Origin of the sequence: Propioniciclava sp., assembly GCF_047602245.1 — a bacterium.
Lineage (GTDB): Bacteria > Actinomycetota > Actinomycetes > Propionibacteriales > Propionibacteriaceae > Propioniciclava.
Window position 1 is genome coordinate 2825563 of sequence record NZ_JASGHT010000001.1, and the last position, 13236, is coordinate 2838798.

The window sequence follows — 13236 nt, forward strand, 5'->3', positions numbered from 1 at the left end:
CCCACTAGGGTGAGCGCATGACTGTGACCGGTCCCTGGCAGCGCACCGCGCGCGCCGCAGGCCTGCTCGGCGCCGACGGAACCATGGCGCCCACCATCTTCGCGGCGATGTCGGCGCTGGCCACCGAGCGTGGCGCGATCAACCTCGGGCAGGGGTTTCCCGACGAGGATCCGCCCGCCGAGGTGGCCGAGGCGGCACGCGAGGCGATCGCGCGCGGGGTGAATCAGTACCCGCCCGGACGCGGCATGGCCGTGCTCCGCGAGGCGATCGCCACCCACCAGCGGCACTGGTACGGCCTGTCCTGGGACGCCGGCACCGAGGTGCTCGTCACCGCCGGCGCGACCGAGGCGCTGGCCGCCACCTTGTTGGCGTTCGTGAACGCCGGCGACGAGGTGGTCGTGGTCGAGCCCTACTACGACGCCTACGCCGCGCTCGTCGGCCTGGCCGGCGGACGCCTCGTGCCCGTCCCGGCGCGCGCCCCCGACTTCCTGCCCGACCCGGAACGCCTGGCCGCGGCGATCACCGACCGCACCGCGGTGGTGCTGCTGAACACCCCGCACAACCCGACCGGCGCGATGCTCCCCGACGCGACGATCGAACTCGTGCTGGAACGCGCCGAACGCCACGACGCCCTGGTGGTGGCCGACGAGGTCTATGAGCACCTCACCTTCACCCGGCCGCACCGCAGCCTGGCGACGTTCCCGGGCGGACGCGAGCGCGGTCTCACTATCTCCTCGGCCGCCAAGTCGCTCAACGTGACCGGCTGGAAGATCGGCTGGATCACCGCCCGCCCCGAACTGCTGGAGGCGGTGCTCGCGGTCAAGCAGTTCCTCACCTTCGTCAACGGGGCGCCGTTCCAGCCCGCGGTGGCGCTCGGTCTCGGCCTGCCCGACGACTGGTTCGCCGCGGCCGCCGCGCGTCTGGACGGCCGCCGTGCCCGGATCACGACGGCCCTCGAGACGGCCGGTTTCGTGGTCAACCGCCCCGACGGAAGCTACTTCCAGATCGCCGACGGCTCACCCCTGGGGCTGACCGACGCCGTCGCCGCTTGTCACCGCCTGGCCGACGAGGTCGGTGTGGTGGCGATCCCGGTGAGCGCCTTCCTCGCCGATCCGCGCGACCGGTCCGCGGCGAGCCTGCTCCGGTTCGCCGCCTGCAAGACGGACGCCGTGATCGACGAGGCCGCCCAGCGGCTGGCGGGTTTCCGGGCTTAGTCCACGTTACAAGCTGGACGGGTCGATCAGGCCGCGCTGGACGGCGCGGACCAGGCGGCGTGGCACGCGGAACTCCTGTCCGCGCACCGTGATCGGCACCAGGTCGGCGGGCGTCGCCTTCCAGTTCGAGCGGCGGTGACGGGTGTTGCTGCGCGACATCTTGCGCTTGGGGACGGCCATGGTGTCCTTCTCTTTCGGCACCCGGTGGGCGGGTGCGGGCTTGGTGGGGGAGTGGTGCCGTGCGTGCGGCGGATCAGGCGGCGCGGCGGATCGGTCCGAGCCAGGGCTCGTAGCCGTCCTCGAAGACCTCCCAGTACTTGCCGCGTTCGGCGAGTTCGGCGTCGGTCAGCAGGCAGGCTTGGAAGGCGGCGGCGAGCGCGTCGCGTCCGCCGTCGATGCCCACGACCACGATGCGGGTGAGCGGTTGCTCGTCGCGGTCCCAGGTGTCGTCGGCGCCGATGCTGAGCTGTCCGCCGGCGCCGTCCCAGACGCAGACCTGATGGGGGCGGCTCGGCAGCCAGAAGCAGCCGCGGGAGCGGCGCGGCCCGCCGCCGAGGATCTCCACGAACTCGTTGAGCCGGTCGGGGTGGAACGGACGGTCGGAGCGCACATCGAGCACCCACGCCGCACCGGTCGCCTCGGGCAGGGCGCCGCGGCGCACCTCGCAGACCCAGGCGTCGCTGACCTCGCAGTCGTGGACGCCACCGACGAGCGCGGAGGCGTCCAGCAGCGACACCGAGTCGACCACGCGCGCGCCGGGGCGCATCAGGACGCCGATCAGGTCGGCGACGTCGGCGTCCAGTGCTGCGGAGCAGAACAGCACGTCGGTGTATTCGACCATGCCGCACAGGGTTTCGGCGAGGCCACGGCCGTCGTCGTCGCGCACCGGCAGTTCGAGTTCGGTGAGCAGTTCCTCACCGAGCAGGTCGTCGCCGAGCGTGGCGGCGTCCACGGCCGTGACGACGGCGCTGACCCGCACATGCGGCAGGCGAGCCGACTCCCAACTGGCGACGCGGCACACCTGCGCCGCGTTGGCGGTGGCGGGCAGTTGCGCGACGATCGCCGACCAGCGGCCGGTGGAGGCCAGGCGCTGCAGGGCGGGAATGACGTCCTCGCGGATCGCGCAGCTGACGCAGGCGTGATCGAGTTCGAGCTCCTCACGCTCGAGCAGGCCGGAGGCGTCCGACACCGTGCGGACCAGCACGTCGCGCGCCGGGTCGAGGTCGTGGCGGACGGCGACGGCGTCGGGCAGATCCCAGCCGAGCGCCGCCGATGCGACGGCCATGGTGTCGGCGTCCACGCCCGAGACGAGGATCACCGGCACCTTCAGAGCAGAGACGTCACTCATCGCTCACCCCTGCCGTGCCTTCATCCGCGGGTTGCGCTTGTTGATCACGAAGACGCGCCCGCGGCGGCGGACGACCTGGGCGCCTGGCTGCATCTTGAGCGCGCGCAGTGAATTGCGGACCTTCATCGTGCATTCCTCCTGGTGGACGTGGTGTCGGTGCGCCCGTAGCGGCGCTGGAAGCGTTCGACGCGGCCCTCGGTGTCGAGGACGCGGTCGCGGCCGGTCCAGAACGGATGGCTGGCGCTGGAGATCTCGACATCGACCAGGGGATAGGTCGCGCCGTCGAACTCGATGGTCGCGTCGGTCTGGACGGTCGAGCGGGTCCGGAAGGTGAGGCCGGCCGACTTGTCGCGGAAGACGACCGGCCGGTAGGTGGGATCGGTGTTCGCCATGACTCCTGCTACTCTAGTTGATAACGATTATCAACATTAGCATGAGGAGGGACATGTCCCGCACCTGTCAGGTCACCGGCGCGAAGCCCGCGTTTGGCAACAACGTGTCGCATTCGCACCGGCGCACCCGCCGCCGCTGGAACGTCAACGTCCAGTCCAAGCGGTACTGGGTGCCGTCGCTGGGCCGCTGGGTGACGCTCACGGTCAGCCCGCGCGGCATCCGCACCATCGACCGGCGCGGCATTGATGCGGTCGTCCGCGACCTGATCGCACGAGGGGTGAAGCTCTGATGGCGAAGAAGGGCAAGGACAACCGTCCGATCATCAAGCTGCGCTCCACCGCGGGCACCGGGTACACCTACGTCACCCGCAAGAACCGCCGCAACGACCCCGACCGGATGAGCCTGCGCAAGTTCGACCCGGTCATCCGCCAGCACGTCGAATTCAAGGAGGCCCGCTGATGGCCAAGCGATCCAAGATCGTCGCCAATGAACGCCGCAAGGCCACCGTGGCCCGCTACGCCGAGCGCCGCGCCGCGCTGCGCGAAACCATCCGCACCGCGTCGAGCATCGACGAGCGCGAGGACGCCCAGCGCCAACTCGGCCGACTGCCGCGCGACGCGAGCCCGGTCCGCATCCGCAACCGGGACGCCGTCGACGGACGCCCGCGCGGATTCCTCCGCGTCGCCGGCATCTCCCGGATCCGGTTCCGCGAGATGGCCCACCGCGGCGAACTGCCGGGCATCACCAAGTCATCGTGGTGAATCCTCGCCCCGGCCGACGGCGCTGAAGTATCAGGCGTAGGCGGCCGCCCAACCCGCCAGGTGGGCGGCTCCTCGCTGTCGGTCATGCTGGCCAATCCCACGTTGACCACGACCGACGGACGCCGCATCGGTATACCCGACGGCTACTTTCCCGATGCGGGGGTGGTGGTTCAGGTTCATTCGCGCGTCTTCCATGACGGTGTGGACGCCGACGGTCACGATCGCCTCGCGGTGACGTTGGAGAGAGACCTCGTCTACCAGAGCATGGCCTGACGGTGGTTCCGGTATCCCCCGCGCACGCTGACTGACAATCTGAACGGATTCCTCCGCCTTGAGCGCGGTCGTTCTGCCGAGCATGGGAGATGCTCCCGACGATGTGGTGGTCGCCTGACGGGGCGTCCGGCTTGTGCAGCATCAAACTGCACATCGCAGTGCATGGATCACGACGAAGCCGCCGGTGGCGTCGCACGGATGCGTTGGGCCGGGAGCGTCCGGACCTGAGGTCACACGGACGCGGCGGCCCTCATCACCGAACCGATCAGGTGGGGGAGTTCGGACTGGGAAGTGGCCGGCTCGGGGAACTGGGCGAACACCCGCAAGGTCTCGTGGGGGCTGATCAGCATCACGGTGATGCCGGTGGTATCGACGTCGAGGCAGAACACGCGGCCTGCGGTGTGGGCGCAGATGCCGGCCAGCGGGTGGTCGTAGGTGACGATGCCCGGGATGCTGCCGCCCATCACGGCGCGGCACAGGTCTTTGAGTGCCTCGTTGTCGTACTCGGCGACGACGCCGAACGCGTCGTGCTCGTCCTCGATCGCCGTCGGTGTGTGCCTGTCGAGCAGTTCGACGGGCAGCCAGGCGGCGCCGGTCATGTCGCGCAGCATCAGCTGGTCGACCTCGATGAACCCGAGGCGGGCGCCGGGAACCGTGAGGGTTTCCACCACCCGCTCCGGCAGTAGTCCGGAGGCGAGGTGCTCGGCGGCCTCGCCTGGGGTCGCCCAGGTGAGCGTGCCCAGCACGTGGGCGGCGGCGGCGAGGATGGTGACCGACGGATCGAGGGTCTGCTTGATCAGGTCGAGCCGCACCTCGACGTGGAACCCCGGCGGGATGGTGCCGAGGATCTCCTGCGGTGCCGCCGCGATCACCAGCGAGCCCTGCGGTGTCGTGCCGTGCGCCACGAAGGACAGCCACTCGTTCAGCTGGTACGCCTCGAGCGACGCCGCGGCGGAGCCGCCCAGCATCCGATGCACCAGCGACCGCATCCGCTGGTCGCAGGCCGCCATGGGCACTTCGAACGACATGTCCATGGGGGCTTCTCCTGTTCCTCGTCCGGCCCGAGGGGGCCGGCAGCTGAAAGAGTAAGGCAACCCTTACTCAATTACGACATGGATAGGTTGTCTTATTGGGCGTCCTGGGTCGAGTCGATCTCGCCCGCTGGGACGGGGCCGTCCGTGCCTGCGGATCCCGGCACGGCGCGCACCACCCATGAACGTTCGTGCACGATCTGTTCGGTCAACCGGACAGATTCTCAGTCTGGTCGTGGACCGTGGCGAGGACGGCGTCCGCGCGGTTGACTGACGGGGTAGGCCAACAGGGCAGCGTCGTCTCAGGCGGCACCGAGCCCAGACAGTCGTCGCAAGGAGGCGAGACGATGAACAGCGTGCGCAAGCGACCACAGGCGTGGCTCGTTGGTGCCCTCATCCTGATGCTGATCGGCATGATCGGGGCGTCGGTGATCCAGACCTCGGGCGGCCGGGTCACCGTGAAGGATCTCAAGTGGGAGACCTCGCCCGGGCTCAAGATGAGCGGTCTGCTATTCGTGCCGGACGGGGTGAGCGCCGAGTCCAAGGTGCCCGCGGTCGTCGTCAGCCACGGTATGTACAACAACCGTGAGATGCAGGATCTCAACTTCGTCGAACTGTCCCGTCGTGGGTTCGTGGTGCTGTCGATGGACATGTACTCCCACGGCTACTCCGACAACGTGACGAACACCACCGAGATCGTCACAGGCATGTACCAGGCGGCCAAGATGCTCGCCGGGCTCGACTACGTGGACGCCACCCGCATCGGCATCACCGGGCACTCGCTCGGCGGTATGTCGAGCAATGCGGCGGTGGCGATGGACAATGCGGCAGGCACCCGCTACATCGCGGCGGTGCTGCTCAACTCGGCCGACGCGACCTACGTCGACTCCAAGACCAAGGTCTGGACTGACATCTACGGCTCCCGCGACGCGGGCATCGTCGCCGGCCAGTACGACGAGTGGTTCTTCACACAGACGGACGCCAACGGCAACAAGACCGCGCCGCGTGACTTCCTCAAGAACAGCAACGCCCAGTCGTTCCTGCATTTCGGCGTCGATCCCGCCGGCAAGGACGCCCGGGTCGCCGAGACCGTCTACACCCAGACCGTCGACGGCGCAGAGGCGATGCGCGTCATCTACAACCCGTCGATCATCCACCCGTGGTCGCACTTTTCCGCCCAGTCCACCCACGCCACCATCGAGTTCTTCGAACAGGCGCTCGGCGCGCCGTCCCCGCTGCCCGGGGGCGATCAGGTCTGGCAAGGGAAGGTGGCGTTCAACACCCTCGGCCTGATCGGGTTCGGCATCTTCCTGGTGGCGTTCACCAAGACCATGCTCCGGACGCGGTTCTTCGGCTCGCTGCGTGCGCCCGAGCCGGTGGCGATCCGCACCACCGACCGCGCAGGCAAGGTGTGGCTGTGGGCGACGCTCGTGCTGGGTGCGGCCTTCTCGGTCGCGGTCTATCTGCCGTTACTGACGGCGGCGCACGGTCACATCACCAAGGCCGAGGGCATCGCGCAGACGTCGCCGTTCGGTATCGGCGTCTGGGCGGCCACCAACGCCGCCTTCACCCTGGTGGTGCTCGGTGTCTTCTATGCGGCGTACATGAACAGGCGCGGCCTCGGGCTGGCCGAGCGCGGCCTCGCGATGCCGTGGCCGCAGGCCGGCAAGACCGTGCTGCTGGCGGTCCTCGTGGTCGCGGCCGCGTACACCACCGTCTTCGTCGCCGACTACTTCTTCAAGACGGACTTCCGCATCTGGGTGGTGCCGGTCAAGGCTTTCTCGGCGAATATCGTGTGGGGATCCCTTCTGCCGATGCTGCTGATCGGATCGTTCTACGTCGTCGCCTCGATCGCGGCCAATGCGATCAACTTCGTGAAGGTGACCAACGACGCGAACGAGCGCGAAGGGCTGAACACCACGATCCTTGCCGTGTTCGCCACGCTGCCGGCGGTGATCCTGCTGCTGGCCCAGTATGTGCCTTTCGTCAACACCGGGCATCTGCCGCTGCCGAACATGTACATCGTGTGGCTGTTCCCGCTGCTGGTGTTCCTGCCGGTCAGCACGGTGATCTCGCGCAAGATCTACCGGGTCACCAACAACCCGTACCTAGGAGGCCTGATCAACGGCCTGGTGATCACCCTGATCGCCTGCTCGAACACGCTCACCTGGGCGATCGGCTGAACTGACGATCGGGCTGATCGGCCGGCCGCAGACGAGACGCCGGCGGCGGAACCCTCGAACGAGGACCGCCGCCGGGATGCCGGTCAGGACCGGACGAAGACCTCGACCCGCCGATTGAGCTGACGGCCGGCAGGGTTGTCCTTGCCGTTCAGCTCGTTCGGTGCCACCGGGCGTGCTTCGCCGTAGCCCTTGGGGTTCATCGCCGTGGTCACACCACGCTGGACCAGCGCCGTGACGACCGACTGGGCCCGGCGCTCCGACAGATCCAGGTTGTAGGAGTCGGAGCCGACCGAATCGGTGTGGCCGCTCACGTCGGCGGTGGAGGCGTTGATCGCCTTCATGGCGGCGGCCAGGTCGTCCAGAACGCCGGAGGCGTCCGGCCGGATGTCGGAATCGTCGAAGTCGAACATGACACCGTCGGCAACCGTCACGACGAAACCGCACGCGTCTGACGTGGGCAGCAACTGCTCGATCGGCGGGAACTTGCCGAGCGGCGGAACCGGCGGCACGGGATCGGCCTTGACATCGCCGACGAACGTGGGGCTGACCACGTGTGCGGTTCCCTTGCCGTCGTTGGTGATGGTGATCCGGCTGTCGACGTAGCTTCCTGACCCGTCGGCCTCGACGATGATCACGACATCGCCGAAGGAGTAGCTGCCCGAGCCGTTGCCCATGTTCCCGATCGACCCCAGCGGTCCGGTGTAGGTGCCGGCCCCTCACCGTCCAGCGTGATGGTCACATTGCCGTCGACGTAGGCGCCCGATCCGCTGCCGTCACTGGTGATCGACAGATCGCCGTTGACGTACTGACCGCCACCGTTGCCGTCGCGCATGATCACCACCTCGCCGCCCACCGAGGTTCCGGAGCCGTCCGGACCCCGGGTGTAGCTGCCGTCCGGACCGACGTAGCTGCCCGATCCGTCGCCGTAGAGCACCAACGACGAGTCAGGGTTGAGATAGTTGCCGTCGGCGCCGCACTGGACCGCCGTCACTTTGACACCGGGCAGGTCGGGCAGGTTCGCCTCGAGCTCGGCGCGCACCTTCTCCATACCCTCGGACACCACGGCGGTGTCGGGGAGCGGGAACATCGGGACGGGCGGGAACTGGCCCGGGGCGTAGCCGGGCACGACCTGGCCAGGATCGAAGGACGTCTTGCCGGCGGCCCCGGCCCCTACGGAAGTATCGGGCGCGGGCGGTGCCGACGAGGCGGTGCCACCGATGCTGATGGTGCAGCCGGTCAGGACGAGGCCCGCGACCAGCGCGAGTGGGGCGAGACGTTTCATGACGGTTCCTCTCAAGGATGGGTCGGGACGGTTCAGGGAAGGACGGGACGTGCGGTGGTCGGGCCGCCGAAAGGCAGCCACATGGCGGCGGAGGTGCCTTGATCGACGCGCGAGCGCAGCGACACCCGTCCGCCATGCCGCTGGACGACGGAGCGCACGAGCGCGAGCCCGAGCCCCTGGCCGGCAACGCCGCGGGAGGTCGAGGCGCGGGAGAGTTCATCCCAGACGCCGGCGATCTCACCGTCGGGGATGCCCGCACCGGTGTCGGCGACCTCGACGGTCACACCGCCGTCCGCTTCGGCGGCGCGGATCTCGATCCGGTCGCCGGGGCGGGTGTACTTGATCGCGTTGTCGACGACGTTGTGCACGGCCAGATAGAGAAGGTCGTGGTCGCCGGTCACGTGAGGCAGCGGCCACGGCGCTTGAGGCACGGCGAGCGCCCACGTGCGGGCCGCCCCCGCGCTGGTCGCTTCCGCTTCGGCCTGGACGACGGTGAGGATCGCCGCGAGGTCGACGCTTTCGAGGTCGAGTTCGCGGTGCTCGACATCGGTGATCTTGCGCAGGCTCTGCAATAGCGTGGCGAACCGCTCCGACTGGGTGGCGATCACCTCCAGCGCCTCGGACGCCTCGGCTGAGCCCGGCTCGGCGCCGCGCAGCCGGTCGAGCGCCAGATTGGTCGCCATCACGGGGTTCTTGAGTTCGTGGTCGATGCGGCCGAGCAGGCGGGCACGTTCGGCGGTGAGCGTCTGCTCGACGCTGTCACGGGCCGCCGCCTCGCGGGCGCCCGCCCACGCCCACAGGTCGGCACGCTGCCGCTCCAGGGCCTCGGCGTGGCGGCGGCGCACCGCACGCCACCAGCCGGGAATGGCCACCGCGATCACGGCGGCGACGGCGATCAGCGCAACGACCACCGCGGGATTCGCGGTGACGGTGATGACCAGATCCGGCGTCATCCACCACACCAGCAGCGACACGACGGTGCCTGCCAGTGCGGTACCGAACGCGGTCCGCGCATAACCCGGCATGGTCTACCGCCCGTCCGTCACGGGCGCGACGAACCGGTATCCCGCGCCCGGGACCGTCTGGATCCAGTGCGGGTTGGCGGAATCCTCGCCCAGTACGCGGCGCAGTTCGGCGATCCGGTGATCGACCGCGCGCGTACCGATGAGGTCGTCGAATCCCCACACCACCTCGAGCAGCCGCTGCCGGGTGATGAGTTCGTCCGGGTGCGTCATCAGGTAGTCGAGCAGCGCCATCGCTTTCGGGGTCAGGGTGATCTCGCGCCCGGCCAGGTGCGCGCGGCGTCCGACCCGGTCCCAGGTGAGCGGCCCGGCGGCGAGCGTCTGCGCGCTGGCCAGCGTCGGACGCCCCGGGCGTGCGCGCCGCAGTACCGCGCGTACCCGCGAGATCAGTTCGCCGGCGTCGAAGGGCTTGTTGAGGTAGTCGTCGGCCCCCTCGTCGAGCGCCCGCGCCCGTTCGGACGCCTCGCCGACCGAGGTCAGCAGCACCACGGGCACCGAGGAACCGGAGGCCCGCAGCCGGCGCAATGTCTCGCGGCCGTCCATGCCCGGCATCATGATGTCGAGCACGACGATGTCGATCCCGCCGGACGCGAGACGGGCGAGCGCCGCGCCTCCGTCCGCGGCGATCTCGACGCCGAAGCCTTCGCGGCCCAGCAGCGGCGCGAGGCCCCCGGTGATCGCCTCATCGTCGTCCACCAGGAGCAGGCGGATCGATGGGGAGATCACCTGATCACTCGACATGACCGTCGCCCCGCACGGTGGTGGCGTGCGCCGACGGCGAGCAGGCGCGCGGCGCCGCCGCTGCCGCAGCACAGCAGGTGACAAGGCGAAGCATCATCATCGGTACCTTTCATGGGGTCGCCTCGACGCTAATGCACGCCCTCGTCGCAGTGGTGCTGGTTCCATCGCAGCCGTGTCGCAACCCTGCGACACACGGGGGCGTCACACGCCGGACCGTGCCGTATCATGGAACGTCTGGTCGACGGCGACCTGCAACATCGGTCGATCTCCCGGAAGGACCTCCTCGTGTCCACCAGCACAGAACCCCTCGCCTCGGCGGGCTCCGACGCAGCCCGCGCAGCGGACGCCGCGGCGTCCGCTGTCGGCAAGGCGCAGAACCCGCACCGCTCGATCATCGCGATCCTGCTGGTGGCCGCGTTCGTCGTCATCCTCAACGAGACGACCATGAACGTGGCACTGTCCAACATCATGGCCGACTTCGGCATCACCGAACGCCTCGCGCAGTGGCTCACCACCGGGTTCATGCTGACCATGGCGGTGGTGATCCCGATCACCGGCTGGCTGCTCGACCGGCTGCCGATCCGGGCGCTGTTCACCGCGGCGATGACCCTGTTCAGCCTCGGCACTGCGCTGTGCGCGGTCGCTCCGGTGTTCGAACTGCTCCTGGCCGGCCGGGTCGTGCAGGCGTCCGGCACCGCGATCATGATGCCGCTGCTGATGACCACCATCATGCGGCTGGTCGACCCCAAGCACCGCGGCGCCATCATGGGCACCATCTCGATGGTGATCTCGGTGGCGCCCGCGGTCGGGCCGACGCTGTCCGGCGTCCTGCTGCAGCTCGGCTCGTGGCGGCTCATCTTCGCCACCATGCTCCCGATCGCGCTGTCCATGCTCGCGCTCGGGCTGTGGAAGCTGCGCAACGCAGGCGAGACCAAGAACACCCCGCTGGACGTCTGGTCGGTGCTGCTCACCGTCCTCGGTTTCGGCCCGCTCATCTACGGCCTGAGCATGTTCGGCGACGCGAACGCGCCCTTCTGGGAAGCGCCGCTCGCCGTCGGCATCGGCCTGGCCGGCCTGATCGGGTTCGTCGCCCGCCAGCTCGCCTTGCAGAAGTCGGACGCCGCCCTGCTCGATCTGCGCACCTTCACCTACCCCACCTTCACCATCGCGCTGCTGATGATGGCCCTGGCGATGATGGCGCTGTTCGGCACGATCATCATGCTGCCGCTGCTGCTGCAGCGGTCCTACGGGATGGAGCCGCTGCACGTCGGGCTGATGATGCTGCCCGGCGGCTTGGCGATGGGTGTTCTGGGCCCGATCGTGGGACGCCTCTTCGACCGCTTCGGGCCGCGCCCGCTGGTGATCCCGGCGAGCTTCGTGGTGCTGGCGGTGTTCCTGTTCTTCTCGACGCTGGCGCCGTCGACGCCCTGGTGGGCCGTCACGGCCGGGCACGTCGCGATGAGCCTGTCGTTCGCGTTCGTCTTCACGCCGCTGTTCACGGTCGCGCTCGGATCGCTGCCCAAGCGGTTCTACTCGCACGGCTCGGCGACGGTCGGCACGGTGCAGCAGGTGGCGGGCGCCGCCGGGACAGCCCTGTTCGTCACGGTCTTCGCCATGCAGACCCAGGTGGCTCGCGACGCGGGAGCCGCCGAGGGTGCCGCGCTGCTGGCCGGCTCGCACTGGGCCTTCCTGGGCGCCGGCGCGGTGTGGACGGCCGCGGTGATCACGTCCTTCTTCCTGCGCAAGCCGGCGGACGCCGACGCCTGATCGCGCCATCCTGGAGTGCCGCGTCCCCCGTTCCGGTTGAACCCGGAGCGGGGGACGCGGCACTCTGGCCGACTCCACTCAGATCCGGGAGGGGCGCGATGGCCAGATCTGAAGGGTTCCCGGAACTCTGTCTGGGGAAGGTGGTCCGCCTTCGCCGCCCGCGCTGTTCACGTTCGCCCGGGTTGGTCGCTGTTGCCCGGGTTAGTCACGTTCGCCCGTCCTGTCGCCCGGTGTAGTCACAGTCGCCCGGGTAGGAAACAGGGCGACAGTCCGGAAACCGGGCGGCGTGCGGCACCTCCGACCAGAGCGTCAGCGTCGGGGACGCCGCCCTTGCTGCCGCCGTGGTCGCGTCCACCTGATTGACCGGTGATGGAGCGTAGGCTCGGTCGCCGCGCGTGAGGAAGGAGCACCGGGCGCATGCTGCAGCACGCGCCACACCGAGTAAGCAGAGCTACGTCAGCGAGTGTGTGCTCCGTCACCCTCGCTGAGGCAGGTTGGTGTGAACGCAGCCCGAGGGGCTGGTGTTTGGTGTGGGTATGCGTGAACGCCGTTATGGGCGACTCGCGCTGCGAGCCGTGCGTCAGTGCCGGCAATCGCCGAAGCGTTAGCCTCTGGGGTCGCAAGAATCTGCCACTCGAGGGTCCTGTCCCCCCGCTTGGGTGACCTCGAGTGGCTGATTCTCGCGATCGACCGGGCGCGGAACACGACTGGCTCCGAGAGGTGATGCGCGAGGCGATGTCGTGGAAGCGGAGGCGGCGCGTGGATCGCGATGGGCAGCCGCCTCCGGCGGCCTGGGCGACATGGCGCTATATCGTGGAATCTCGGCCACATGGGTCTGCGGGGGAGTCGTTTGTAGCACTCGACGCCCGAAAACCAGCCCTGGAGCCCCGTCGAGCGCTACAAACGACTCACCGACCAAAGTTCCAGCGGCACCGATCCCCGGGAACGGAGAAGCAGAAGTGCTCGTTGCCTGCGGGCGAACCGATCCGTCATTGCCTGTGCGGTCTGGTGCTGCATCACCTACCTGGCAAGGTATGAATTGCGACACCATGCCGCACCAGGACGCCAGCGCCACCGGCTAAGCCGGGAAGCAGGCAAGACCGCGCCCTCACGGGGGCGTCCGCGCCATCAATGCAAAATCGTGGTGCGTCTACTCGCCACGTCTCTACATTGACGGCTTCTGCGCGCCAAAGGATGGTGCCTCCTGGCATCTGATCTCTC

16 protein-coding genes are annotated in these 13236 nt (G+C 68.9%); 7 read left to right on the forward strand and 9 right to left on the reverse strand.

Features of this window, described 5'->3' with window-relative positions:
* Positions 1-17: 17 nt before the first annotated feature.
* Complete coding sequence (locus QM708_RS13350; RefSeq protein WP_415109418.1) at positions 18-1214, forward strand: aminotransferase class I/II-fold pyridoxal phosphate-dependent enzyme; 1197 nt, start codon at positions 18-20, stop codon at positions 1212-1214.
* A 6-nt stretch (positions 1215-1220) separates the two neighbouring features.
* Here QM708_RS13350 and rpmF read toward each other — a convergent pair whose 3' ends face one another.
* From rpmF to QM708_RS13370, 4 genes are all read right to left on the reverse strand, one after another.
* Positions 1221-1394, reverse strand: a complete 174-nt coding sequence (rpmF, locus tag QM708_RS13355; protein ID WP_415109421.1) for a 50S ribosomal protein L32 — start codon at positions 1392-1394, stop codon at positions 1221-1223.
* A gap of 73 nt (positions 1395-1467) precedes the next feature.
* Entirely contained in the window at positions 1468-2562 is a 1095-nt protein-coding gene (locus tag QM708_RS13360) for a CobW family GTP-binding protein (RefSeq protein WP_415109424.1), read from the reverse strand.
* 3 nt (positions 2563-2565) lie between these two features.
* On the reverse strand, positions 2566-2688 hold the full coding sequence (ykgO, locus tag QM708_RS13365; RefSeq protein ID WP_275702890.1) for a type B 50S ribosomal protein L36: 123 nt from the start codon (positions 2686-2688) through the stop codon (positions 2566-2568).
* A complete protein-coding gene (locus QM708_RS13370; RefSeq protein ID WP_415109428.1) occupies positions 2685-2954 on the reverse strand; it encodes a type B 50S ribosomal protein L31 in 270 nt (89 codons plus the stop codon). The genes ykgO and QM708_RS13370 overlap by 4 nt, the downstream gene beginning before the upstream one ends.
* 53 nt (positions 2955-3007) lie before the next feature.
* Here QM708_RS13370 and rpmB point away from each other — a divergent pair, with 53 nt between their 5' ends.
* The 4 genes from rpmB to QM708_RS13390 all read left to right on the forward strand — a co-directional run bounded on the left by rpmB (position 3008) and on the right by QM708_RS13390 (position 3989).
* Complete coding sequence (rpmB, locus tag QM708_RS13375) at positions 3008-3244, forward strand: 50S ribosomal protein L28 (RefSeq protein WP_415109431.1); 237 nt, start codon at positions 3008-3010, stop codon at positions 3242-3244.
* Positions 3244-3414, forward strand: a complete 171-nt coding sequence (gene rpmG, locus QM708_RS13380; RefSeq protein ID WP_415109434.1) for a 50S ribosomal protein L33 — start codon at positions 3244-3246, stop codon at positions 3412-3414. The genes rpmB and rpmG overlap by 1 nt, the downstream gene beginning before the upstream one ends.
* Complete coding sequence (rpsN, locus tag QM708_RS13385; protein WP_415109437.1) at positions 3414-3716, forward strand: 30S ribosomal protein S14; 303 nt, start codon at positions 3414-3416, stop codon at positions 3714-3716. The genes rpmG and rpsN overlap by 1 nt, the downstream gene beginning before the upstream one ends.
* An 84-nt stretch (positions 3717-3800) precedes the next feature.
* The gene (locus tag QM708_RS13390) at positions 3801-3989 is read left to right on the forward strand and encodes a hypothetical protein (protein WP_415109440.1); all 189 of its coding nucleotides are present in this window, start codon (positions 3801-3803) and stop codon (positions 3987-3989) included.
* Between the two features lie 230 nt (positions 3990-4219).
* Here the strand turns inward: QM708_RS13390 and QM708_RS13395 are convergent, their stop codons facing one another.
* A complete protein-coding gene (locus tag QM708_RS13395) occupies positions 4220-5023 on the reverse strand; it encodes a hypothetical protein (protein ID WP_415109443.1) in 804 nt (267 codons plus the stop codon).
* 344 nt (positions 5024-5367) lie between these two features.
* Between QM708_RS13395 and QM708_RS13400 the strand changes: the two genes are divergently transcribed.
* Positions 5368-7203 carry an alpha/beta hydrolase gene (locus QM708_RS13400; RefSeq protein ID WP_415109446.1) on the forward strand — a complete coding sequence of 612 codons (1836 nt, stop codon included), beginning with the start codon at positions 5368-5370 and terminating at the stop codon, positions 7201-7203.
* Positions 7204-7286: 83 nt separating this feature from the next.
* Here the strand turns inward: QM708_RS13400 and QM708_RS13405 are convergent, their stop codons facing one another.
* The 4 genes from QM708_RS13405 to QM708_RS13420 are packed head-to-tail and all read right to left on the reverse strand — an operon-like array spanning position 7287 to position 10248.
* Positions 7287-7877 (reverse strand): OmpA family protein, encoded by a 591-nt coding sequence (locus QM708_RS13405; RefSeq protein WP_415109449.1) that lies wholly within the window; start codon positions 7875-7877, stop codon positions 7287-7289.
* Positions 7835-8485, reverse strand: coding sequence for a hypothetical protein (locus QM708_RS13410; protein WP_415109452.1), 651 nt, complete (start codon positions 8483-8485; stop codon positions 7835-7837). Before QM708_RS13410 ends, QM708_RS13405 begins: the two co-directional genes overlap by 43 nt.
* A 32-nt stretch (positions 8486-8517) precedes the next feature.
* Positions 8518-9510 (reverse strand): sensor histidine kinase, encoded by a 993-nt coding sequence (locus tag QM708_RS13415; RefSeq protein ID WP_415109455.1) that lies wholly within the window; start codon positions 9508-9510, stop codon positions 8518-8520.
* 3 nt (positions 9511-9513) lie between these two features.
* Positions 9514-10248 carry a response regulator transcription factor gene (locus QM708_RS13420; protein ID WP_415109457.1) on the reverse strand — a complete coding sequence of 245 codons (735 nt, stop codon included), beginning with the start codon at positions 10246-10248 and terminating at the stop codon, positions 9514-9516.
* 285 nt (positions 10249-10533) lie between these two features.
* On the opposite strand from QM708_RS13420, the gene QM708_RS13425 reads away from it, so the two are divergent.
* On the forward strand, positions 10534-12015 hold the full coding sequence (locus QM708_RS13425) for an MDR family MFS transporter (RefSeq protein WP_415109459.1): 1482 nt from the start codon (positions 10534-10536) through the stop codon (positions 12013-12015).
* The last annotated feature ends 1221 nt before the right edge of the window (positions 12016-13236 follow it).

What these genes read in the sequence shown, in the direction of transcription:
- QM708_RS13350 (WP_415109418.1), top strand. Translation starts at nt 18, where the DNA reads ATGACTGTGACCGGTCCCTGGCAGCGCACCGCGCGCGCCGCAGGCCTG.
- rpmF (WP_415109421.1), bottom strand. Translation starts at nt 1,394, where the DNA reads ATGGCCGTCCCCAAGCGCAAGATGTCGCGCAGCAACACCCGTCACCGC.
- QM708_RS13360 (WP_415109424.1), bottom strand. Translation starts at nt 2,562, where the DNA reads ATGAGTGACGTCTCTGCTCTGAAGGTGCCGGTGATCCTCGTCTCGGGC.
- ykgO (WP_275702890.1), bottom strand. Translation starts at nt 2,688, where the DNA reads ATGAAGGTCCGCAATTCACTGCGCGCGCTCAAGATGCAGCCAGGCGCC.
- QM708_RS13370 (WP_415109428.1), bottom strand. Translation starts at nt 2,954, where the DNA reads ATGGCGAACACCGATCCCACCTACCGGCCGGTCGTCTTCCGCGACAAG.
- rpmB (WP_415109431.1), top strand. Translation starts at nt 3,008, where the DNA reads ATGTCCCGCACCTGTCAGGTCACCGGCGCGAAGCCCGCGTTTGGCAAC.
- rpmG (WP_415109434.1), top strand. Translation starts at nt 3,244, where the DNA reads ATGGCGAAGAAGGGCAAGGACAACCGTCCGATCATCAAGCTGCGCTCC.
- rpsN (WP_415109437.1), top strand. Translation starts at nt 3,414, where the DNA reads ATGGCCAAGCGATCCAAGATCGTCGCCAATGAACGCCGCAAGGCCACC.
- QM708_RS13390 (WP_415109440.1), top strand. Translation starts at nt 3,801, where the DNA reads ATGCTGGCCAATCCCACGTTGACCACGACCGACGGACGCCGCATCGGT.
- QM708_RS13395 (WP_415109443.1), bottom strand. Translation starts at nt 5,023, where the DNA reads ATGGACATGTCGTTCGAAGTGCCCATGGCGGCCTGCGACCAGCGGATG.
- QM708_RS13400 (WP_415109446.1), top strand. Translation starts at nt 5,368, where the DNA reads ATGAACAGCGTGCGCAAGCGACCACAGGCGTGGCTCGTTGGTGCCCTC.
- QM708_RS13405 (WP_415109449.1), bottom strand. Translation starts at nt 7,877, where the DNA reads ATGGGCAACGGCTCGGGCAGCTACTCCTTCGGCGATGTCGTGATCATC.
- QM708_RS13410 (WP_415109452.1), bottom strand. Translation starts at nt 8,485, where the DNA reads ATGAAACGTCTCGCCCCACTCGCGCTGGTCGCGGGCCTCGTCCTGACC.
- QM708_RS13415 (WP_415109455.1), bottom strand. Translation starts at nt 9,510, where the DNA reads ATGCCGGGTTATGCGCGGACCGCGTTCGGTACCGCACTGGCAGGCACC.
- QM708_RS13420 (WP_415109457.1), bottom strand. Translation starts at nt 10,248, where the DNA reads ATGTCGAGTGATCAGGTGATCTCCCCATCGATCCGCCTGCTCCTGGTG.